20 protein-coding genes are annotated in these 22436 nt (G+C 53.9%); 8 read left to right on the forward strand and 12 right to left on the reverse strand.

Annotation, left to right across the window (positions count from 1 at the left end):
• Nucleotides 1–218: 218 nt before the first annotated feature.
• The 5 genes from IM273_RS14150 to IM273_RS14170 form a co-directional block, all read right to left on the reverse strand.
• Nucleotides 219–2153 (reverse strand): exoribonuclease II, encoded by a 1935-nt coding sequence (locus IM273_RS14150; protein WP_045260657.1) that lies wholly within the window; start codon nucleotides 2151–2153, stop codon nucleotides 219–221.
• A gap of 88 nt (nucleotides 2154–2241) precedes the next feature.
• The gene (locus tag IM273_RS14155) at nucleotides 2242–3228 is read right to left on the reverse strand and encodes a hypothetical protein (protein ID WP_063942365.1); all 987 of its coding nucleotides are present in this window, start codon (nucleotides 3226–3228) and stop codon (nucleotides 2242–2244) included.
• 154 nt (nucleotides 3229–3382) lie between these two features.
• Complete coding sequence (gene fabI, locus IM273_RS14160) at nucleotides 3383–4171, reverse strand: enoyl-ACP reductase FabI (RefSeq protein ID WP_003856831.1); 789 nt, start codon at nucleotides 4169–4171, stop codon at nucleotides 3383–3385.
• A 270-nt stretch (nucleotides 4172–4441) separates the two neighbouring features.
• A complete protein-coding gene (locus tag IM273_RS14165) occupies nucleotides 4442–7537 on the reverse strand; it encodes a multidrug efflux RND transporter permease subunit (RefSeq protein WP_193051358.1) in 3096 nt (1031 codons plus the stop codon).
• A 136-nt stretch (nucleotides 7538–7673) separates the two neighbouring features.
• Complete coding sequence (locus tag IM273_RS14170) at nucleotides 7674–8060, reverse strand: hypothetical protein (RefSeq protein WP_041909660.1); 387 nt, start codon at nucleotides 8058–8060, stop codon at nucleotides 7674–7676.
• Between the two features lie 271 nt (nucleotides 8061–8331).
• Between IM273_RS14170 and IM273_RS14175 the strand changes: the two genes are divergently transcribed.
• Nucleotides 8332–9036 carry a response regulator gene (locus IM273_RS14175; RefSeq protein ID WP_028013388.1) on the forward strand — a complete coding sequence of 235 codons (705 nt, stop codon included), beginning with the start codon at nucleotides 8332–8334 and terminating at the stop codon, nucleotides 9034–9036.
• Nucleotides 9033–10097: an ATP-binding protein gene (locus tag IM273_RS14180; RefSeq protein ID WP_193051356.1), complete on the forward strand. Its 1065-nt coding sequence runs from the start codon at nucleotides 9033–9035 to the stop codon at nucleotides 10095–10097. Before IM273_RS14175 ends, IM273_RS14180 begins: the two co-directional genes overlap by 4 nt.
• A gap of 14 nt (nucleotides 10098–10111) precedes the next feature.
• Here the strand turns inward: IM273_RS14180 and IM273_RS14185 are convergent, their stop codons facing one another.
• From IM273_RS14185 to pspF, 7 genes are all read right to left on the reverse strand, one after another.
• Complete coding sequence (locus IM273_RS14185) at nucleotides 10112–11026, reverse strand: ATP-grasp fold amidoligase family protein (RefSeq protein WP_193051355.1); 915 nt, start codon at nucleotides 11024–11026, stop codon at nucleotides 10112–10114.
• 161 nt (nucleotides 11027–11187) lie between these two features.
• Nucleotides 11188–11994, reverse strand: coding sequence for a putrescine export ABC transporter ATP-binding protein SapF (gene sapF / locus IM273_RS14190; RefSeq protein WP_028013385.1), 807 nt, complete (start codon nucleotides 11992–11994; stop codon nucleotides 11188–11190).
• 1 nt (nucleotide 11995) lies between these two features.
• Nucleotides 11996–12988 carry a putrescine export ABC transporter ATP-binding protein SapD gene (sapD, locus tag IM273_RS14195; RefSeq protein WP_028013384.1) on the reverse strand — a complete coding sequence of 331 codons (993 nt, stop codon included), beginning with the start codon at nucleotides 12986–12988 and terminating at the stop codon, nucleotides 11996–11998.
• Nucleotides 12988–13878 carry a putrescine export ABC transporter permease SapC gene (gene sapC / locus IM273_RS14200; protein ID WP_028013383.1) on the reverse strand — a complete coding sequence of 297 codons (891 nt, stop codon included), beginning with the start codon at nucleotides 13876–13878 and terminating at the stop codon, nucleotides 12988–12990. The genes sapD and sapC overlap by 1 nt, the downstream gene beginning before the upstream one ends.
• Nucleotides 13865–14830: a putrescine export ABC transporter permease SapB gene (gene sapB / locus IM273_RS14205; protein WP_041909670.1), complete on the reverse strand. Its 966-nt coding sequence runs from the start codon at nucleotides 14828–14830 to the stop codon at nucleotides 13865–13867. The genes sapC and sapB overlap by 14 nt, the downstream gene beginning before the upstream one ends.
• Entirely contained in the window at nucleotides 14827–16467 is a 1641-nt protein-coding gene (sapA, locus tag IM273_RS14210; protein ID WP_193051353.1) for an ABC transporter substrate-binding protein SapA, read from the reverse strand. The genes sapB and sapA overlap by 4 nt, the downstream gene beginning before the upstream one ends.
• Nucleotides 16468–16555: 88 nt before the next feature.
• The gene (pspF, locus tag IM273_RS14215; protein ID WP_193051350.1) at nucleotides 16556–17548 is read right to left on the reverse strand and encodes a phage shock protein operon transcriptional activator; all 993 of its coding nucleotides are present in this window, start codon (nucleotides 17546–17548) and stop codon (nucleotides 16556–16558) included.
• A gap of 151 nt (nucleotides 17549–17699) precedes the next feature.
• Here pspF and pspA point away from each other — a divergent pair, with 151 nt between their 5' ends.
• The 6 genes from pspA to IM273_RS14245 all read left to right on the forward strand — a co-directional run bounded on the left by pspA (nucleotide 17700) and on the right by IM273_RS14245 (nucleotide 22430).
• Nucleotides 17700–18368, forward strand: coding sequence for a phage shock protein PspA (pspA, locus tag IM273_RS14220; RefSeq protein WP_028013379.1), 669 nt, complete (start codon nucleotides 17700–17702; stop codon nucleotides 18366–18368).
• Nucleotides 18369–18421: 53 nt separating this feature from the next.
• Nucleotides 18422–18646: an envelope stress response membrane protein PspB gene (pspB, locus tag IM273_RS14225; protein ID WP_028013378.1), complete on the forward strand. Its 225-nt coding sequence runs from the start codon at nucleotides 18422–18424 to the stop codon at nucleotides 18644–18646.
• The gene (pspC, locus tag IM273_RS14230; RefSeq protein WP_028013377.1) at nucleotides 18646–19005 is read left to right on the forward strand and encodes an envelope stress response membrane protein PspC; all 360 of its coding nucleotides are present in this window, start codon (nucleotides 18646–18648) and stop codon (nucleotides 19003–19005) included. The genes pspB and pspC overlap by 1 nt, the downstream gene beginning before the upstream one ends.
• A 12-nt stretch (nucleotides 19006–19017) precedes the next feature.
• Nucleotides 19018–19242, forward strand: a complete 225-nt coding sequence (pspD, locus tag IM273_RS14235) for a phage shock protein PspD (RefSeq protein WP_193051348.1) — start codon at nucleotides 19018–19020, stop codon at nucleotides 19240–19242.
• A 184-nt stretch (nucleotides 19243–19426) separates the two neighbouring features.
• Nucleotides 19427–21124 carry a sugar phosphorylase gene (locus IM273_RS14240; RefSeq protein WP_193051346.1) on the forward strand — a complete coding sequence of 566 codons (1698 nt, stop codon included), beginning with the start codon at nucleotides 19427–19429 and terminating at the stop codon, nucleotides 21122–21124.
• 13 nt (nucleotides 21125–21137) lie between these two features.
• Nucleotides 21138–22430, forward strand: a complete 1293-nt coding sequence (locus IM273_RS14245) for an ABC transporter substrate-binding protein (protein WP_193051344.1) — start codon at nucleotides 21138–21140, stop codon at nucleotides 22428–22430.
• The last annotated feature ends 6 nt before the right edge of the window (nucleotides 22431–22436 follow it).

Genomic DNA, 22436 nt, shown 5'->3' on the forward strand with positions numbered 1-22436 from the left:
AGCTTTTTTATAATAAAACGCATCAGACAGATAAAAATGCTGAGCGTATGAAATCCACGTGCCCGAACAGGGCAGCACTCTTTAACTGTAGATAATTATGGCTATTTTGGGCGGGCTGGGGCGGAAAAAGTAAGAAAAATGATGCTTTTGCGAGGGGAAAGACAGGGAGAAAATTGTCGGCCTTTCTGAACGGAAATGACCGACAATTGAGCAGGTTATCAGGCGACAGGGCGCGCAATAATACTGCGGGTTTCCATGCGAACTTCAGCGATAGTTACATCAATCACGTCAGTGACTTTGTAAACCGTCTCGCCTTTAATTTGCACGGTGCCGCTTTCCTGACTGCAGACCAGTTCGTCACGAACGGCGTGCAGGAACGGGGCAGGGATAAAGGCGACCGCACCGTTATCCACCAGACGTACGCGCATTCCCCCGCGGCTGATATCAATAATTTCTGCCGCGAAGCGGGTATCGGTACCGGCTTTATCCTGCAGGAAGCGCGCGTATAGCCAGTCTCCAACGTCACGTTCCGCCATGCGGTTCAGACGGCGACGCTCGGCCATCTGTAGGGTCGTGTCGTCCTGAGGACGGGCAATGGTTTCGCCCTTAATAATCGCTTTCAGCAGGCGGTGGTTAACCATATCGCCATACTTACGGATCGGGGAGGTCCAGGTGGCGTAGGCTTCCAGACCGAGGCCAAAGTGCGGGCCTGGCTCGGTGCTGATTTCCGCGAAGGACTGGAAGCGGCGAATACGGCTATCCAGGAAACCGGACGGCTGAGCGTCCAGCTCGCGGCGAAGCTTGCAGAAGCCCGGCAGTGTCAGCACTTCTTCCGGATCAACATGCACATCGTGATTCTTCAGCAGGGCCGCGAGCGCTTCGGTATTGGCCGGATCGAATCCGGTATGAACGTTGTAAATACCGAAGCCCAGCCTGTCGCGCAGCACGCGCGCGGCACAGATGTTGGCGGAAATCATCGCTTCTTCGACGATGCGGTTAGCAATGCGTCGCGGCTCGGCCACGATATCCAGCACTTCGCCTTTTTCACCGAGAACAAAACGATAATCCGGACGATCTTTGAAGACCAGGGCGTGAGTCTTACGCCACTCGCCGCGGTTCAGGCAGATGCGGTGCAGCAGACGAATCTGTGCCGCGATAGCATCGGATTCAGGTTTCCAGCTGCCGGTGTTTTCCAGCCAGTCGGAGACATTGTCATAGGCCAGCTTGGCTTTGGATTCGATGGTGGCGGCAAAGAATTCGATATCGTCTTCAATCGTGCCATCTGCGGCAATGGTCATGCGGCAGGCGAGAACCGGGCGCACCTCATTTGGGCGCAGCGAGCAGAGGTCGTCAGACAGTTCGCGCGGCAGCATCGGGATGTTAAAGCCCGGCAGGTAGTTGGTGAACGCGCGGATTTTCGCCGTTTCGTCCAGCTTGCTACCTTCCACAATCCAGGCGGTTGGATCGGCAATGGCGACGGTCAAATGCAGTTTGCCATCAGCGCTCTCTTCAGCGTAGAGCGCATCGTCCATATCTTCTGTGCTGGCGCTGTCGATGGTGACAAACTCCAGTGCGGTAAGATCGCGGCGCGCCAGGCCTTCGTCCTGCATCTCAGTTGCCACGCCGTTCGGCGCTTCTTTTTCAAGATTATGGCGCGCCAGCGTGACCCACCACGGGACGAAATGGTCGTCGCCAAAGGTGATGAACTGGGTCAGTTCAGCATAGAAACCGCGGTCGCCTTTCAGAGGATGACGGCGCATTTCTGCCACGGCCCAGTCACCTTCTTTAAAATCATGCTCAACGCCGCGGGCGGCGCGGCAGGGAATGGCATCTTTCAGCAGGGGGTGATCCGGCACGACAGAAAGACGATCGTCCTTTCTCTGCACTTTGCCCACAAAGCGGGTCAGGAACGGCTCGATCAGTTCTTCCGGCTCGGCGGATTCACGTTCCTTCTCGGTATGGATGACGGCCATGACGCGATCGCCATGCATCACTTTCTTCATCTGCGGTGGCGGAATGAAGTAGCTTTTCTGCGCGTCAACTTCAAGGAAGCCAAAGCCCTTTTCCGTGGCTTTCACGACCCCTTCTGCACGCGGCGTCTGGGAATGCAGTTGCTGTTTAAGCTGCGCTAGCAGCGGGTTGTCCTGAAACATAATGTTCTATTTTCGTAGCCATTGAGCGGCTGACAGTTTTACGCGATTCTCACTGCTACAGCAAGCGCTCTTTGGGGAAAGAGTGTGGTTATTCCGCTTTGCCGGATGCGACTTTTAGTCGATTGAGCCAGCCCTCCAGCGCGCATTGGCTGAGCAGGTTGATCGCCTGAACGGCAGTAAGTCCTTCTTCCGTGAGCGGGGTAAATTGTGCGGCGCTGAAGCGGTCCGGCGAGCGTGTCAGCAATTCGGCTGCTGCCGAAAGCGCTGGAGGAGGCAGCGAAATCGTTTCCCGGCTGTTTATCAGGATCTCCCCCATCAGGTCGAGCAAGGTCGGTTCATGGCACAGGACCGGCGTCAGCGCCTCAAGCGTGGGCTCTGCCTGCCAGCGGGAGAGGGACTCAAGCTGATGCGCACTGGCATAGCGAAGCTCGACCACGGGCAGAAGCGAGATCCACGCGTCGGAGGACGTTGGCAGGGTGTGCGGCTGAATATGATGGCCCGGCAGCCAGCGGACGGGATGGCCGAGCAGCGCCTGAAAGACAGCGACCACGCGCGCCTGAAAACCGATAAAGCCGATTATCTGGTTAATCACCACAACGTCATAGATAGACAGACCTACCTCATCAAGCTGGTTTCGCGCCTTATCATCAATGACGTCAGGTGAGCTGGCGAGCTGGCGGGCGTACTGCGTGATTTGCGCCAACCGTCGGTTACTTTCGCGGGAGGAGTCAGGACCCGGCAGCGGGGCGAGGAGGGCGGCGTAGTGATTGCACAGCCGCTGAACGCCGCAGGCCTGCGCCACCGTCAGCGCGGTACTTAACCGATCGTAGGCGCTAAGCGTTCGCAGGCGGTTTACGGGAAGTGAGAGCGGGAACAGCTGGTGACATAAGGATCTGGCAGGAGCGAGCCAGCCGGTACAGGCGGCGACAATCTCATCTGGCAGGGCTAAATCGAGCAAAAAACGATCGTCGACGTTAGCGGCTTCGGGCACCAGGGGCAGCACATCCGGCTGCGCGTGGTTAGACTGGGTTTCGTGATACCAGTGGCCTTTGCCGGAAAAACGGCGTTGTTCCATGGGCGTTCCTTGATCTCAAAATGGCGATCAATATCCTGGCGTAAGGCAGATAAAGGGAAAAATATTGTTAGGTGATAACAAATAGCAGAACGGAATAACGAAGGGGAGTGCGGAGGGGGAAAGCTCTCTTCCCATGCGGGAAGAGAGCCACAGCTTATTTAATTTCCAGCTCGTTCATTGCAGCGATGTTGAAGCCGCCGTCAACGTGAACCACTTCGCCGGAGATACCTGCGGAAAGGTCAGAGCACAGGAATGCAGCAGAGTTACCCACATCTTCAATGGTAACGGTACGACGAATCGGGGTAACCGCTTCGCAGTGTGCCAGCATTTTACGGAAATCTTTGATGCCGGACGCCGCCAGGGTGCGGATAGGGCCAGCAGAGATGGCGTTAACGCGCACGCCTTCTGGACCCATTGCGTTCGCCATGTAGCGCACGTTGGCTTCCAGAGATGCTTTCGCCAGGCCCATAACGTTGTAGTTAGGGATAGCACGCTCTGCGCCCAGGTAGGACAGGGTCAGCAGCGCTGCGCCCGGGTTCAGCATTGCGCGGCAAGATTTCGCCATTGCAACGAAGCTGTAGGAGCTGATGTCGTGCGCGATTTTAAAGCCATCACGGGTTACCGCGTTCACGTAGTCGCCGTCCAGCTGGTCGCCTGGAGCGAAGCCGATGGAGTGAACGAAACCGTCGAATTTCGGCCATGCTTTTGCCAGTTCAGCAAACATGCCGTCGATGCTTTCGTCTTGTGCAACGTCACATTCCAGAACAATGCTGGAACCCAGCTGCGCGGCAAACTCTTCAACACGGCCTTTCAGCTTGTCGTTCTGGTAGGTGAACGCCAGCTCAGCGCCTTCGCGATGCATTGCCTGTGCGATGCCGTATGCGATGGACAGTTTGCTGGCAACGCCAGTCACCAGAATGCGCTTACCGGAAAGAAAACCCATAGCTTTAATCCTTATATTCATTGCTTATTTTGCCTTGTAATTCATAGCGTTACAGGCAGTATTTCAAAATCATTCGAAATTAGCTCGAAATTATAGCCCACTCACGGCCCCTTGTGTCACGATATTTCTCGTCGATCTCCGAAGAGGAATGCCCCAAAAGGTGAGGCGCGGGCTGGCGGGGGCTCAAAATTTCAGCATTCGTCCAGTATATCACCCGGCAGCAGCTTCGCCTCATCCAACCAGCAAGGTTCCGCGATCCATCAGCGGTATTCACACTTTCCTGGCGTTCTCAACGAAACGCGCAACGACAATAAAGAATACCGGGACGAAAAAGATCGCGAGAAGCGTGCCGCTGATCATGCCGCCAAACACCCCGGTGCCGATAGCGTGCTGCGTGCTGTCACTCGCGCCACGCGCCAGCATCAGTGGCACCACGCCTAACGTAAAGGCTAACGATGTCATCAGAATAGGGCGCAGACGCTGGCTTGCGGCCTGTATTGTTGCCGCCAGCAGGGGTTGTCCTTCCCGGTGGAGCTGCCTTGCAAACTCGACAATCAGAATAGCGTTCTTGGCGGACAGGCCTATCAGGGTGATAAGGCCGACCTTAAAGAAAACATCATTCGTCATGCCCGCAACGGAGACGGCAACCACCGCACCGATAAGCCCCAGGGGAACGACCAGCATGACCGCAAAGGGAATTGACCAGCTCTCATACAGGGCGGCGAGCACCATGAACACGACCAGTATCGACAGAACGATCAGACCCGGGAGCTGAGATTCGGATTTTCTCTCCTGCAATGAGCTCCCGGCCCACTCGCCGGCCATCCCCTGCGGTAAATCCCGTGACAACGTCTCCATGGCCTTCATTGCAGTGCCGCTGGATTTGCCCGGGGCCGCACTGCCGGTAATGCGGATAGCAGAATATCCCTGATAACGCGTCAACTGCTGCGGCGCAACGTTCCAGGAAAGCGTCGCAAACGTAGATACTGGCACCATCTGCCCCATACGGTTTTTTACCGATAATTTCAGGATCTGCTCAGGCTGCATGCGGTAAGGGGCGTCGGCCTGAATAATGACCTGCTGAACGCGGCCCTTGTTCGTGTAGTCATTAACGTAGTTCGACCCCATGGTGACCGAGAGCGTCTGGTTGATTTCATCAAATGAAACGCCCAGCGCTTCCGCTTTTTCCCGGTCAATCTGAAGGGCCAGGCTTGTTCCTTCCGGCAGACCGTCTATATACACGTCACTCAGTTCAGGACGTTGATTAGCTTTCATAACCAGCGCATCGGCCGCTCTCTTTAACGCCTCGTAGCCCAGTCCCGCCCTGTCCTGCACGTACCAGGTGAAGCCCGAGGAGGTGCCCATATCCGAAATGGCCGGCGGGAGAAGGCTCATCGTGACGGCATCAGAGACGTTAGCCATGCTGGCCTGTATATGGTCGGCTTCATTCTGTGCGGTCGTACCCTGCCGATCTTTCCAGTCCTTCAGCGTGGTGAAGGCCATGGCCGAATTCGGTCCCGAGCCTGAAAACCCAAATCCCAGAATCATAATGTTGCTTTCAATATCCGGCCGGGCCGCAATTTCCTCTTCAAATTTTTTAACCACTCTCAGGGTGCGCTGCATTGTGGCATCGGAAGGCAGCTGAATTGAGGACATAACATAGCCCTGATCTTCATCCGGAAGAAAGGACGAGGGCAGCGAAGAAAGCCCCAAACATAGCGCAGCACATAGCGCAACGTACAACAGCAGCATCCGCCCGGTACGTCTCAGCACCGCGCCCAGCCCGGATTCGTACCACGTCGTGAGGGTACGAAAGCGGGCGTTAAACCCTGCTGCGAACCTGCCACCAACGTGCTTTGCTGCGCTGTGAGGCTTAAGTAGCGTCGCGCATAGCGCGGGGGTAAGCGTGAGGGCAAGAAATGCCGACAACAGTATGGAGACCGCCATGGAAATACAAAATTGTCGATAAATAATCCCGACGGATCCTTCGGCGAAACCCATGGGAATAAAGACGGCGGTAAGCACCAGCGTGATCCCGATAATTGCCGGCGTGATTTCATTCATGGCCTCCCGGGTCGCGTCGCGCGGAGAGAGTTGTTTTTCTTCCATCAGGCGCTCGACGTTCTCCACGACCACAATAGCGTCATCTACGATAATCCCTATCGCCAGAACCATGCCGAACATGGTCAGAATATTGATGGAGTATCCACTCAATAGCATCACCGTGAAGGTGCCAAGCAGTGCGACGGGGGCAACAATCGCCGGGATAAGCGTACAGCGTATCTTATGCAGAAACAGCAGCATTACGAGGAAGACCAGAACCATCGCTTCCACAAATGTCTGCACCACCTTCATGATGGAGAGCTTCACAAAAGGCGCGGTATCGAAGGGAACCGTAAACGTCATTCCTTCCGGCAACACCTGAGAAAGTTCGTCGATGCGTGCGCGTACGCCTGCAGCCGTACTCATCGCATTGGCGCCAGGCGATAGCTGGACCGCCGCAGCCGTTGCGGGAACGCCATTTTCGCGGATACCGAAAGCGTAGCTTTGCAGGCCGGACTCAATGCGCGCGACGTCGGACAGCTTCAGCCTTGCGCCGGACGCCTCTGATTTCAGAGTAATATTCCTGAAAGCCTCTACGGAAGTGAGTTGCCCCTTCACGGTGATCGGATACGTTACACCTTGCCCTTCAGATGCCGGTTCATCTCCCGTTTTGCCGGGCGAAACCAGGGCATTTTGCTGGCCAACGGCGGTAAGCACATCGCTCACCGAAAGTCCGTAGCTATGAAGCTTCATCGGGTCCAGCCAGATGCGCAGCGCTTTTTCGCCACCAAACAGCTGAATTTTCCCTACTCCAGGTACGCGGCGAAGCTCGTCGCTTACATGCCGGGCAAAGTAATCGCTTAAATCGGCTTCCTCAAATTTACCGGTTGCGGACTTCAGCCCCACCATCATTAAAAAACCGGAATTGGCCGCCTCGACGTTGATGCCATTTTGCCTGACCGCCTGTGGCAAACGCGGCTCCACAATTTTAATCTGGTTCTGAAGATCCATCTGCGCCAGCTTGATGTCCGTGCCGGGCTTAAACGTCACGGTAATAGACGCAGAACCGGTTGTGTCACTGGATGATTCGAAGTAAAGCAAATTATCGACGCCAGATATTTCGCGCTCAAGTAACGACACCACCGACGTATTCATAATATCGGGGCTGGCGCCCGGGTAGGTGACAGAAATAATAATCCCAGGCGGTGCCACCGCCGGATACTGCGCAACCGGCAGCCGGGGGATAGACAATACACCCGCCAGGACGATAAAAAGCGCCACGACCCAAGCGAAAATGGGACGTTCAATAAAGAAATGAGGCATTAATTTAACTTCCAGATACGTGACTATTTCAGTGAGTTATTTTGTTCAAGATGGTGTGATGGAGAGTCTACAACTCGCCTGTTTAGCGGACATGGGCGGTTTATGGAGAGAGTGTGGAGCGAAACAACACGGTTGTTTAAATCATTCTCACGATGAGGTACAACGGTGAACCGCCAAAAAAGAGAATTAAATAACACTCATAGTAAAACACCAAATCGTTAAAATCTGGTGTAGCGTTCAGCAGCACAGTGAACGTAATAATGAGATAAACAAAAATCACCATTAGCCAGAAGGCGATGAGAAGTAATTCAGTGAACGCGCCTGCTTTGTTTTGTATTATCAGAGAGACAACCGACAAGGCGATGCAGCCATAGATCATGGGGGAAGAGAGTAGTGTTGCGGCGACTTTCTCATCCATTTTATGCATCAATACCAGCCAGGTATAAAGTAATCCCCACGATAGCAGCAGGAAGAGAGAAAATATGCCGATTTTTTTAGGAGAGAAGTATTTCGAAAGTTCCATGTTCATTATCTCAGCCAAATTCAGAAAGCCTTTAAGCGACAGGGGTATTTACCACGTTAAACGAAAGATGGTTTAACTCCGAATAACTATTGTGGACTGACATTGTCGAGTCTTTATTGACTGAATGTGTAGGCTGTATGGAGAAATTGCCTGGCACTTAAATTAACCCAGGAAATTTTCGCGGTCATGGCACTTTTTCCCGGAGCCTGTGTCTTATTGTGCTAAAGATATCTGATAGCGTGCTCAAAGGGATTTCACCCGCGGAGATAAAATGAACAAAAATACTCTAATCCTTGTTGTTGAAGATGAAAACGAAATTGCCGATATACTGATGAGTTACTTAGAGCGTTCTGGGATGAAAACGCTGAGAGCCCGGCAGGGCGAGCAGGCGATAGCGCTTAATCGGCTCCATAAACCGGATCTTATATTGCTGGATATCCATCTGCCCGTATGCGATGGCTGGAGCGTACTCACGACGCTCCGTCAGGAAAGTTCTGTGCCCGTCATTATGGTGTCCGCACTCGATCAGGACGTGGATAAGCTGATGGGACTCAGGCTTGGCGCGGATGATTACGTCATCAAACCTTTCAACCCTTCCGAAGTGGTCGCGCGGGTTGAAGCCGTGCTGCGCAGAACCAGACCCGCTCTTCAGCAGGCGGGTGCCGTGCCTCTCAGGACGCCTTTTATTACGGTCTACCCGGACGATTTCTACGTTGAGGTTACCGTGGGCGAAGAGGTAGTCTCCCCAGTATTAACGACGACGGAATTTAAACTTCTTACTTACCTGGTGAGATACCCGCGAAAGGTCTGTTCCCGGGAAGAGTTACTTAACGCGTGTCTGCCGGAAGGCGATACGCTCGACAGAACGGTAGACAGTCATATGAGCAAGCTGCGTAAAAAGCTGGAGCTTGCAGGCCTTTATGGCGTTCCTGAGAGCATCAGGGGGATGGGCTATCGACTCGGGGAGAAAAAATGAACAGAGATTCTGTCCTGAGTCGGCAGATCTTAACGTATATGCTATTGCTGACGTTTATGATCATTGCCATTGCGGTACTGGGCTCCTGGTTTTTTTACTCTTTTATTCTCGATCACCTCCCCGGCGGTGCCGTTGAGGGCGATGACGAGCAAATGACGATGTGGGACTGGGTGTGGATCGGGACCGCAACAACAATCAGTCTAATAATCGCGATATTTTTAACGATAAAACTTTCTTCACGAATACTCACCCCGTTAAACGCGGTAGCGTCCAGCCTGAGAAAAATTTCTCAGGGCCAGCTGGATGCCCGTGCTTATTGCGTCAGCTCCCGTCTGGGAGAGGTCAATCATCTGGTCACGGATTTCAATGAAATGGCGGAAAAACTCCAGACGCTGGATATTCAGAGGAAATCCTGGAACGCCGCCATTGCCCATGAGCTGAGAACCCCGGTCACGATTTTACGCGGGCGGCTTCAGGGGCTGGTTGACGGCGTTTTTGAGCCGGATCCGCTGCTTTTTAATAATCTTCTCAAGCAGACTGAGGGGTTAACCCGTTTGATTGAAGATCTTCGGGTGATCAGCTCTGACGGCGGGGCGGGTTATACGCTGTATAAATCCAGAACGGACCTCAAAGGCACAATCCAGGATGCGCTTGATACTTTCATGCCCGAGTTCAAGCACAATCAGTTTGTGATTAAAACAGAGTTGAGGGAACAGCGATGCGTGTTCGATCCGTTGCGCATCAATCAGTGTCTGGCCGTTCTGTTTGACAACGCATTACATTATTCAACTTTGCGAAAACTCATCGTAAAAAATGGCGTCTCTGATAAAGGCAATTATATCCTTATTGAGGATGGCGGGCCGGGCATCCCCAGGGAATTTCATGATTTCTTATTTCAACCTTTCCAGCGGGATAAAGGTGCCAGAGATGTCAATCCCGAAGGATGTGGTTTAGGGTTATCGGTGGTAAAAGCCATCATGCTGGCTCATGGTGGCGATGTAACGTATACCTTATCGAAGCAAAACCACTCCCTGTTCAAACTGACCTGGCCCGATGCCTGAGCCCTGGCGGCAGGTCAGCCTGGCCTGCCCGCCGATAGCGGCAACTGCCATATATCGCCTAACTTTGTATCCCATTCCAGAGGGGTAATTCGCAATTTGCCCCGTTTTGGGCTTAAGGTTATTTCACTGAAGTAAATTTCATCGCTTTTCAACATGAGGTCAACGCGGCAGTAGTCAAGACCCTTCGCCAGCTCCTGAGCGGCCAGCAGAGCCTCACGGAACAATTTCGGCTCGCCGGGCGCGACCGGCGTATTAGGATATTCCATCTGGAAGGGCTGTAAATTCCAGTGTCGGTCGTAAACGTTGATAAACTCTCTGCCGTGGTCATCCGTAAAATCGGCCTCAACATAGTGTGCGACCCCGTGAAAACAGTGAATTCTCAGCATTTCCGGCGTGCTGTTCCTGTCCGCATTATTGAAAAGATCGACATAGGGCTCACACAGTATAACGGGTGTAATATTTTTGTACTGCCACTCGCGCGTGGTGTAATACAAATTCTTCTTTAATGCGAGAGTAAGCTTTTTACGGGCCTGTCGGTAATTGAACTGGTTTTTGTTTGTACAGATTATTGTGCTTCCACTGTCATGATTGCACTTAAGGACGAATTGATCGGGCAGTATTGAAAAATCGATATGCGAAAACCTGCGGTAAACCCCAATCAAAGGCACCGCTTTTACTCGCGTTGTTCTGGACGCAACGTATTCGCGGACGGCGAGTTTATCGGCAAGCATTGTGTAGAGATTATTATGGTCATAGACCAGGCGATGACATATTTTTTCACTCAACGTAGTGGGTGATTTAATGTCAGGGGTTATGCCTGATGTCTTTTTGAGTTTTGCAGTATGAAAATTGAGGTCCGTCATGAAATATGAACGGCATTTTCTGATGAGATACTCCGTATATTTTAGAACATATGTGGTGGTGTTCATTTCTTCTCCTCCGTAATGTCCCGGTATTCTGGAGAAGAACTATTGATGGATATTGCTTAAAATATGGAGCAGGGATGGAGACAAAAAATAAAAGGATTAAATAGCGCACGCAGGCTATTTAATCCTTATTTGAGCGGAGCAATCCGTGTTTACCGCCGCGCTTAACGGTCTTTTCTCCACGCATCGGCGGTCAATGCTTCACCGAAATGCCCGGCAATCAGCCTTTTCGTCAGCTCATGAAGCGGGGAGGCCATCACATCCGCCGTGCTGCCGCGCTCGACGACTTCCCCCTGGTGCATGACCATTACCTGATCGCTGATGTGCTTCATCATCCCCAGATGCTGGGTGACATAGATGTAGGAGATACCCTGCTTTTCCTGTAATTCGAGCATCAGGTTAATCAGCTGCGAGCGCATCGACATATCCAGCGAGGCAAGCGCTTCGTCTGCAACGATCACTTTCGGGCGCAGAATCAACGCGCGGGCCAGACCCAGACGCTGTTTCTGACCAGGGGCCAGCATATGCGGGTAGTAGCTTTCGTGATCCGGTAACAGCCCAACCATACGCAGCGTTTCGAAGATACGCTTGCGGCGCGCCTCTGGCTCCAGTTCGGTATTCAGACGCAGAGGGAAATCAAGGATTTGCGAAATGCGCTGGCGTGGATTAAGCGAGGTAGACGGATCCTGGAAGATCATGCGGATGCGCTGGCTGCGGAAAGAGTAATCGCCAAACTGCAGAGGATGATCGTCAATCAACACTTCTCCAGCAGTGGGCTCGACCATGCCGGCAAGCATTTTCGCCAGCGTGGATTTGCCGGAGCCGTTTTCGCCGATGATCGCCAGCGTCTGTTTTTCACGCAGGGTAAAACTCAGCGGCTTAACCGCTTCGACAGTCTGACGATGAAACAGCCCCGTGCGATAGCGAAAGGTCTTACTCAGATTGCGGACTTCCAGCAAGGTTTCGACCATTTCACTCTCTCTCCATGTTCAGCGGGAAATGACAGGCGTAAAGATGATTTTTGGCGCCGGTCAGGCGCGGCGTTTCGATACATTTACGCTGAGCATACGGACAACGCGGCCCCAGACGACAGCCTATCGGCAACGATTCCAGCAGCGGAATCGCTCCGGGCAGGGTATTCAGACGGCTCTTGTGCGGCATGGCGCTGCCAAAATCAGGAATGGCGCGGATAAGCGCCTGCGTATATGGATGGTGCGGCGCGGCGATCAGCTCCTCACTCGGGGCAGTTTCGACCGTTTGCCCGCAGTACATCACGTCAATTTTATCCGCCCATTTGCTGAGCATTTGCAGGTCATGGCTGATCAGCAAAATGGTGGTGTTATTGTTCTGGTTCAGGCGCGACAGCAGGCGGAAAATTTGTGCCTGGGTGGTCGGCTCCATCGCGTTGGTGGGTTCATCCGCAATCAGTAAACGCGGCTGATTAGCCAGGGCGATGGCAATCATCACCTTCTGGCATTCACCGTCGGTCAGCTCATACGGGAAGCTGCGCATCGCGTCTTTATGGTCTTTGATCCCGACGCGGTGTAATAGCTCAATGGCGCGGCGCTTGCGCCAGCCGAAACGCTGCCACCAGCGGCCTTTATAGGTCCAGCCGGGAATATTCTGCATCAGCTGTTTGCCTACGCGCTCGGACGGATCGAGGCAGGACTGTGGCTCCTGGAAAATCATCGAGACGTTATGGCCGACCAGCTTGCGACGCTCGCGCGGAGAGAGGCGCAGCAGGTCTATATCGTCGAACCGCATGCGGTCGGCGGTCACGCGCCAGTTGTCTTTCGCCACGCCGCAGATCGCTTTGGCGATCAGGCTTTTTCCCGAACCAGATTCACCCACCAGCCCGCGAATCTCGCCCTCGGCGAGAGTAATGCTGATGCGATCGACGGCTTTAACCCAGCCTTCACCGGTTTTGAATTCAATGGTGAGGTTGCGAATATCAAGAAGCGGCATTATTGCACCCCCGCGTTAATTGCACGGCGAATACCGTCGCCCAGCAGGTTGATCAGCAACACGCTTACCATAATCGCCGCCCCCGGCAGCATAACCGTCCACGGCGCCACGTAGATCAACTCCAGCGCGTCACCGAGCATCGCACCCCATTCAGGGGACGGCAGCTGCGCACCGAGGTCGAGGAACCCGAGCGCAGCGATGTCCAGAATTGCCATCGACAGCGCACGGGTGATCTCGGTGACCAGCCCGGCGGCGATGTTTGGCAGAACGGCAAACCACAGAATATTGAAGGTCGTCGCGCCGTCCAGACGGGCCGCAACGACATACTCTTTTTCCAGCTCGTCATGCACCATGCTGTAAACCGAGCGCACGATGCGGGGGAGGATAGCCAGCCAGACGGCGAACATGGCATGCGACAGATGCGGACCGGCAAAGGCAACCACAATGATTGCCAGCAGCAGGGACGGAATCGACAGCAGCGTGTCCAGAATGTGGTTCAGCACCGCCGAGCGCAGGCCATGCGTGGAGCCCGCGAATATACCGAGCGCCAGTCCACAGAGCGTCGCCGCGAGCGTCACGACAAACGCGCCGCCCACCGTCGGGGCAGCCCCGCTTAACAGACGGCTCAATACGTCGCGTCCGAGATCGTCAGTGCCGAGGAAGAATGAGACTTCGCCGTAGCGTGACCAGGAAGGCGGCAGCAGCTGATAGCCAAGGAACTGCTGATCGATGCCATAAGGCGCAAACCACGAACCAAAGAGGCAAAGCAATACCAGACCGGCGCAGCCATAAAGGCCGATCATTGCCGTGGTGTCACCATAGAACTTTCGCCACACGGTACGCAGCGCACCGGGCGTGCGCTTTTCACTGTAAACGTTATCGTAAGGCATACCATTCCTTATGCTTCAATGGGTTAGCCATCGCACCCAAAATATCGGACAACACGTTAACAATAATGACCAGCGAACCAATCACCATCACACCCGCTGAGATAGCAGCATAATCCTGCTGACGGATGGCGTTAATCAGCCAGCGTCCCAGCCCGGGCCAGCTAAAGACCATCTCGGTGATCATGGCCAGCGTAAGCATGGTGGAAAACTGCAGCCCCAGGCGCGGAATTACCGGCGGCAGAGCGTTGTGCAGGACGTTGCGGCGCAGTATGGTCAGGCGCGACAATCCGCGCGTGGCGGCAGCTTTGACATAGTTCTGCTCAAACACCTCGATGGTGCTCAGGCGCATCAGACGGATCACCTCGGTTGTCGGCGCAACCGCCAGCGTCAGCACCGGCAGTACCATATGACGCAGGGCGCTGACGATCATCTCATGGCGCCAGACGGAATCGGACAGCCAGGCGTCAATGATGGCAAAACCCGTTACCGTTTTAACCGTATAGAGCAGGTCAAAACGGCCAGAGACCGGTAGCCAACCCATCGTCAGCGAGAAGAACAGCGTCAGCAGTAGCGCCAGCCAGAATACCGGGATAGAGAAGCCGAGCAGGGCAAGGGCGCTGATAAACTTATCCTGCCATTTGTTGCGGTAGATCCCGGCCAGCATGCCCACGGGAATACCTACCATCAGGGCAAAGCCGAAGGCCAGAATGCACAGCTCCATCGTGGCCGGGAACACCTCCTTCAGCTGCTCGGAGATAAGCTGCCCGTTGATGCTCGACACGCCGAAATCCCAGTGCAGCAGACCGTTAAACCAGAACAGCCAGGCATCCCACAGCGATGAGCCCTGTAGCGGGGCATGCGGCGTGAAATAGCTCAGGCTGAAGCCGACAAAGTTCAGGAAAAAGAGCGTCACCAGCAGTAAAAGGAGCCGACGCAAGGTAAAAATAATCATGGTTTTTTCACCTCTTGTTCTTTTTCACGCGATACGCCGGCGAACGAGGCGTTGCCGAACGGGCTCAGCACCAGGCCTTTAATATCATAGCGGTAGGCCTGAAGGCGCAGGGAAGAGGCCAGCGGAAGCACCGGCAGTTCCTGAGCGAGTATCTTTTGCGCTTCATCGTAAGCGTCAATGCGCGAGGCCAGCTGTTGGGAAGAGAGCGCTTTTTGCAGCACGGCGTCGAACTCCCGGTTACACCAGTGGGCGTAGTTGGTCTGCGAATTTATCGCAGCACAGCTCAGCAGCGGCCGGAAGAAGCTGTCCGGATCGTTACTGTCGGTAGCCCAGCCTGTCAGGGTGAGGTCGTGATTCATATCCATCAGGCGCGCCTCCTGGAAACGGCCCTCAACCGGTACGATGATCACCTTGACGCCCACCTGCGCCATATCCGCCTGCAGCAGTTCAGCGGTTTTCAGCGGGCTCGGGTTCCACGCCTGGGAGCTGGTGGGCACCCAAAGCTGGAGCGTCAGGTTTTCCGCGCCCAGCGCTTTCAGTTGTTCACGCGCTTTTGCCGGATTGTATTCCGTAATTTTAGCCTCACCGTCGTAGGCCCACGAGGCGCGCGGTAAAATTGAGGCGGCGGTTTCCGCCGTGCCGTAGTAGATCGACTGCATCAGACGCTGGTTGTTGATCGCCAGCGCCAGAGCGTGACGTATGGCAGGGTTGTTCAGCGGCGGCTTATCGGTGTTAAAGGCCAGATAAGCGATGTTCATCCCCGGGCGTAACGTCAGACGCAGACGCGGATCGTCGCGCAAAATGGTGAGCTGGCTGGCAGCGGGCCAGGCGAGCACGTCGCATTCCCCGGTGAGCAGTTTCGAGAGCCGTCCCGTTCCGCCAGACCCGAGATCGACCACCACCTGCGGCATCAGCGGCGTACCGCGCCAGAAATGTTCGTGGCGCTGCAGGCGAATATATTGCCCCGCGCGGTATTCGGCCAACTGGAATGGACCGGTACCCACCGGCTGGCGGTCGAGCAGCTCCTGACGATCTTTTTTCGTCAGCTTCGCCGCGTATTCGGCGGACATAACGGACGCATAGTGGGTCGCCAGGTGCCAGAGGAAGGAGGCATCCGGGCGCGTCAGCGTAAATTCAACCGTCCGGCTGTCCAGCTTGCGCACGCTTTTAACGGTGTCGGCAAACTGCAGGCTGTCGAAATAGGGGAAATTATCCCCGTTAACGTTATGCCACGGGTGGTTACGGTTAAAGATACGCTGGAAGGTGAAGACCACGTCATCCGCGTTCAGCTTGCGCGTAGGGGTAAACCACGGTGTACGCTGAAACGCGACATCATCGCGCAGGCGAAAACGGTAGGTTGCACCGTTATCCAGGACTTCCCAGCTTTCCGCAAGTTCAGGCACCAGGCGATAGGTGTACGGGTCGACATCAAGCAGACGATCGTACAGCTGCGCGGCGAGCGTATCCACAATCAGGCCGCTGCCCGCTTTTTGCGGGTTGAAGGTGTCCACCTGGCCACTGACGCAATAGACGAAGCCGCTGTCACGAATGTCAGGCTGCGTTGACTGCCCGGGCGCAGCAAACGCCAGGCCGCTGAACAGACCGAGTGCAAAAAAGGACGATAAAACCAGACGCATAATTTTTAAGGTTTTTAGGTTCGATCTGCAAAGTGTATCGCACTTACGCCTGCTTCGTAAAAATGTCTGCGGGTAAGTGCCGATATTGTCAGCGCATTTGATGTTTTTTAAGCAATGCCCGTAACTGATGGTAGGTCAGGCCCAGGAGTTCGGCCGCGCGTTTCTGGTTATATTTCGCCGCCTTCAGGCTTTGCTCCAGCAGCTGTTGCTCCTGCTCGTGCTGGAACTGGCGCAAATCAAGGGGCAGCGCGGGAGTATCGTCTGACGATGACGGGGAGGAAACCGGCGGCGCATTGCGCTGAAAAGGATCGATAATGATATTGTCCAGCTCCGTCTCGCTGCTGCCGTGGCGGTAAACAGAACGTTCCACAACGTTCTTCAGTTCGCGGATATTTCCCGGCCAGCGGTAGGCCAGAAGCGTCTCCCGCGCATGATCGCTGAAGCCGGGGAAAAGAGGGAGACCGAGCTCGCGGCACATCTGAATCGCAAATTGTTGAGCAAGCAGCATGATGTCGCTTCTCCTGTCGCGCAGGGGCGGAAGCTGAACGACGTCAAAGGCCAGGCGGTCAAGCAGATCGGCACGGAATTTCTCCTCCGCGACCATCTCCGGCAGATTGGCGTTGGTGGCGCAGACCAGGCGCACGTTAACCTGCAGCGGCTGGCTGCCGCCGACGCGCTCCAGTTCACCATACTCAATCACGCGTAGCAGCTTTTCCTGCACCAGCATCGGCGCGGTGGCGAGTTCATCAAGGAACAGGGTGCCGCCGTCGGCGCGCTCAAAACGTCCCGGATGGCGCTTCTGAGCGCCGGTAAACGCGCCCGCCTCGTGGCCGAACAGCTCGGTGTCGAGCAGGTTTTCATTCAGCGCCGCACAGTTTAGAGAAATGAAGGGGCCGTCCCAGCGTCCGGATAAATAGTGCAGACGGTTGGCAATCAGTTCCTTACCCGTGCCGCGCTCGCCGATAATCAGCACCGGTTTGTTGAGCGGCGCAAGGCGAGAAACCTGTTCCAGCACCTCAAGAAAGCTGTTGGCTTCGCCGAGTAAGTTATCTTTGTATTGAGTCATGATGAAATTAACCACTCCTTAGCGATATTCACCAGGTCAGCATAGTTATGTGATGAGTAAAAATCAATCACACCGTGTAAAATCAATAAGATAAAAAACTGGCACGGAAATTGTATTATCAGTACAGCAGGGCATAGCCCGATAACAGAACTATGAGGATTTGATTATGGGTATTTTTTCTCGTTTTGCCGACATCGTGAACGCCAACATCAACTCACTGCTGGAGAAAGCAGAAGATCCGCAGAAGCTGGTGCGCCTGATGATTCAGGAGATGGAAGACACGCTGGTTGAAGTGCGTTCTACCTCCGCCCGTGCGCTGGCTGAGAAAAAGCAGTTAACGCGCCGTATTGAGCAGGCCACCGCTCAGCTCAATGAATGGCAGGAAAAGGCGGAACTCGCCCTGCGCAAAGATAAAGAAGATCTTGCTCGCGCGGCGTTAATTGAAAAGCAGAAGCTGGCGGACATGATCGCTACGCTCGAGCATGAAGTCACGCTGGTGGAAGACACGCTCACCCGCATGAAAAAAGAGATTGGTGAGCTCGAAAATAAACTGAGCGAAACCCGCGCGCGTCAGCAGGCGCTGACCCTGCGTCATCAGGCGGCAAGCTCTTCCCGCGACGTGCGTCGTCAGCTGGACAGCGGCAAGCTGGATGAGGCCATGGCGCGTTTTGAGTCATTCGAGCGTCGTATCGACCAGATGGAAGCGGAAGCAGAGAGCCACGGCATCGGTAAGCAAAAGTCGCTGGATCAACAGTTTGCCGATCTGAAAGCGGACGATGAAATCAGCGAGCAGCTGGCGGCATTGAAAGCCAAAATGAAGCAAGATAACCAATAATAATGTTGCGGCACCTGAGCGTGCCGCTAAGCATCCGACGACAAGGAGTACACATGAGCGCGCTTTTCCTGGCCATTCCCCTGACGATTTTCGTGCTGTTTGTTTTGCCGATTTGGCTATGGCTGCACTACAGCAACCGTTCTTCAGGGAACGATTTATCCCAGAGTGAACAACAACGTCTTGCGCAGCTTACCGACCAGGCTAACAAGATGCGCGATCGCATTCAGGCGCTGGAAGCAATCCTGGATGCAGAACATCCTAACTGGAGGGACCGTTAATGTCAGGACTGAATCTGAACAAAAAATTGTGGCGAATTCCACAGCAGGGCATGGTGCGCGGCGTTTGCGCCGGGCTGGCCCATTATCTCGACGTTCCGGTAAAGCTGGTTCGTGTGGTCACGGTGCTGTCGATATTTTTCGGCCTGGCGTTTATCACTTTCGTGGCCTACATCGTGCTGTCGTTTGTACTTGACCCGATGCCGGAAGGCGAACTGGCTGCGGAAGGCGCGCCTACCAGTAACGATCTTCTCAATGCGGTTGACGATCGGCTGGCTGAAGGGGAGAAGCGGTTACGTGAAATGGAACGCTATGTCACATCCGATACCTTTACGCTGAGAAGTCGTTTTCGTCAGCTTTAAGAGAGAATATACATGAAGAAAAACTGGCAACAGGCCGGTCAGAAGGTAAAACCCGGCCTGAAAATCGCAGGTAAACTGGTTCTGATGACGGCGTTACGTTACGGCCCGGCAGGTGTGGCGGGCTGGGCGATCAGATCTGTTGCCCGCAAGCCGGTCAGAATGTTGCTGGCCGTGGCGCTTGAACCTCTGTTGCAAAAAGCGGCAAAGCGGCTGTCACGCCGTTACTTATCCCGATAATTCACGCTCGCGTTAGCCCTTTCTCTCCCCGGAAGGGCTAACGACATTTCATCCCTTTCCCTCACTTTCTTTGCGGCAGCTCACATTACTGCACAGAGCTGCTTTGTAATTGCGTTTTTCAGCCTCCCGGTTCGTTGACAGATATTTTTCAGGGGAGTAGATTGCCCTTCGTGGGACCGCTACCATGGAAAATAATGTGAACGCAAAAATTAAAAAACTTATCAATCATATTTACGGTGAATCATTTTCTGAAGCACATTTTAAAGTGTTATTAACAAAGCTTGAACAAGCTGCTGTTGATATTACAGAAAAGCGTAAATCAGGCTGGGATGAAAAAGATGTCGTTCTGATCACCTACGCCGATCAGTTCTCCGCGAAAGGGGAGAAAGCGTTGCCGGTATTTACCCGCTTTTATAATGAGTGGCTTGCTCGCACGTTTTCCCATGTCCACCTTTTACCTTTTTATCCGTGGTCCTCTGATGACGGATTTTCCGTTATTGATTACCACAACGTTGCGCCTGAAACCGGGTCCTGGCAAGACGTTGCTGATTTAAAACAGTCTGCCAGCTTAATGTTTGATTTCGTCTGCAACCACATGTCAGCAAAAAGTGAATGGTTTGCTAATTATCTTGCGCAGAAACCTGGCTACGAAGATTTCTTTATTGCTGTCGATCCTGAAACTGATTTATCTGCAGTGACGCGTCCTCGCGCATTACCGTTGCTGACACCATTTACGCTGCATGATGGCAGCGTGCGTCATCTTTGGACCACCTTCAGCGATGACCAGATCGATCTCAACTTCGCCTCGCCTCAGGTGCTGATTGCGATGGTTGACGTGCTGCTCCATTACCTGGCGGAAGGGGCGCGTTATATCCGTCTGGACGCCGTCGGATTTATGTGGAAGATCCCTGGAACAAGCTGCATCCATCTGGAACAGACTCACTGCCTTATCCAGCTTTTCCGTGCTATTACCGAGGCCGTGGCGCCGGGTACCGTGATCATTACTGAGACGAACGTTCCGCATAAGGACAATATCTCTTATTTCGGTGACGGTGAAAATGAAGCTCAGATGGTCTACCAGTTCTCCTTGCCGCCGCTGGTGCTGCATGCAGTGCACCGTCAGAATGTTAACGCTCTCTGTCAGTGGGCGGGATCGCTGGCGCTGCCTTCAACAAAAACGACCTGGTTCAATTTCCTGGCGTCTCATGACGGTATCGGTCTGAACCCGCTGCGCGGCATTCTGCCGGAATCAGAAATCCTCGCACTGGTTGAGAAACTTCAGCAGGAAGGGGCGCTGGTCAACTGGAAAAATAATCCTGACGGTACGCGCAGTCCTTACGAAATTAATGTGACCTATCTTGACGCGTTAAGCGCGCAAAACAGTTCAGATGATGAGCGCATTGCGCGCTTTATTCTGGCGCATGCGGTGCTGTTAAGTTTCCCTGGTGTACCTGCCGTGTATATTCAAAGTATTCTTGGCTCCCGTAACGATTATGAAGGGGTCGAGCGCCTCGGCTATAACCGCGCGATAAACCGCAAGAAATATACCGCCGGTCAGGTTGATCTCGAACTTAATAATAAAAATAGCATTCGTCATAAAATTTATTCTCGTTTAAGCGAGTTTATTGCGATTCGTCGTGGGGAAAGTGCGTTTCACCCTGATGCCCAGGCATTTTTTGAATCACTGGATGAACAAATTCTTAAAATTGTTCGTGTGGCTGAAAACGGTGAGAGAATTACAGCCCTGTTTAATTTTAGTAATAACGTTCATACCGTTTATGGGGACACGCTTACTGGTATGGAATTACTATCAGGACAAGCTGTTAGCGGTAAAGAGCTGACCCTCAATCCATGGCAGGTTATGTGGATTAAAGAAAACTAAAAAGGACCCTAAAATGAAAATGCCCAAAATTGTGCTGTTATCAGCACTGGTTTCGTGCGCCCTGTTATCAGGCTGTAAAGATGATAAAGCGTCTGCTGTGACCATTGAGTTCATGCACTCGTCAGTAGAGCAGGAGCGCCAGGCAGTTATTACGAAACTTATCGAAAAATTCGAGAAAGAAAACCCCGGCATTACGGTGAAGCAGGTGCCGGTGGAAGAAGATGCCTACAACACCAAAGTAATTACGCTCGCCAGAACGGGCGCGCTGCCTGAAGTGATTGAAGTCAGCCATGATTACGCGAAAGTCATGGATAAGGAACAACTGCTGGATCGCAAGGCGATCGGTGAAGCCATTGAAGCGGTAGGCGAAAAGACCTTCTATGACGGGATCCTGCGCGTTGTGCGTACTGAAGACGGCACAGCCTGGACGGGGGTGCCGATGAGCGCCTGGCTGTCCGGCGTCTGGTATCACAAAGATGTGCTTGCCGCTGCGGGTATTCAGGAACCGCATAACTGGGAACAGCTGCTGAAAGCCAGCCAGAAGCTTAACGACCCGGCCAACAAACATTACGGTATTGCGCTGCCCACCGCGGAAAGCGTCATGACCGAGCAGGCGTTCTCCCAGTTTGCGCTTTCCGGCGGCGCGAACGTTTTTGATGCCAACGGAAACGTTGAAATTGACACCCCTGAAATGGCGAAAGCGCTGGCGTTCTATAAAGCGCTGGCCGCGACCACCATGCCGGGCTCGAACGACGTCATGGAGATCAAAGATGCCTTCATGAACGGTTCTGCACCGATGGCCGTCTATTCCACCTACATCCTGCCAGCGGTATTCCAGGATGGAAACCCTGCCAACCTTGGCTTCGTCGTACCTACCGAGAAGTCCTCTGCCGTTTACGGCATGGTCACCTCACTGACAATCACGACCGGCCAAACCGAAGAGGAAACGCAGGCGGCTGAGAAGTTTGTGACGTGGATGGAGCAGGCTCAAAACGCAACCGACTGGGTCATGATGTCGCCGGGCGCGGCGCTGCCGGTGAACACGCTGGTCGTAGGAACGGATACCTGGAAAAACAACGAGGTGATTAAAGCGTTTGGGCAACTGCCTTATGAACTGATCGCCCAATTCCCGAACGTACAGGTGTTTGGTGCTGTCGGCGACAAAAACTTCACGCGCATGGGCGATGTGACAGGGTCCGGCATTATCAGCTCCATGGTGCATAACGTCACCGTGGGTAAACAAGATCTCAGCGCAACGCTTAGCAAGAGCCAGACGCGACTGACTGACCTGATTTCACAACGATAGGAGCGC

This window comes from Enterobacter cloacae complex sp. P13B, from assembly GCF_014895915.1.
GTDB classification, from domain to species: Bacteria; Pseudomonadota; Gammaproteobacteria; order Enterobacterales; family Enterobacteriaceae; genus Enterobacter; species Enterobacter bugandensis.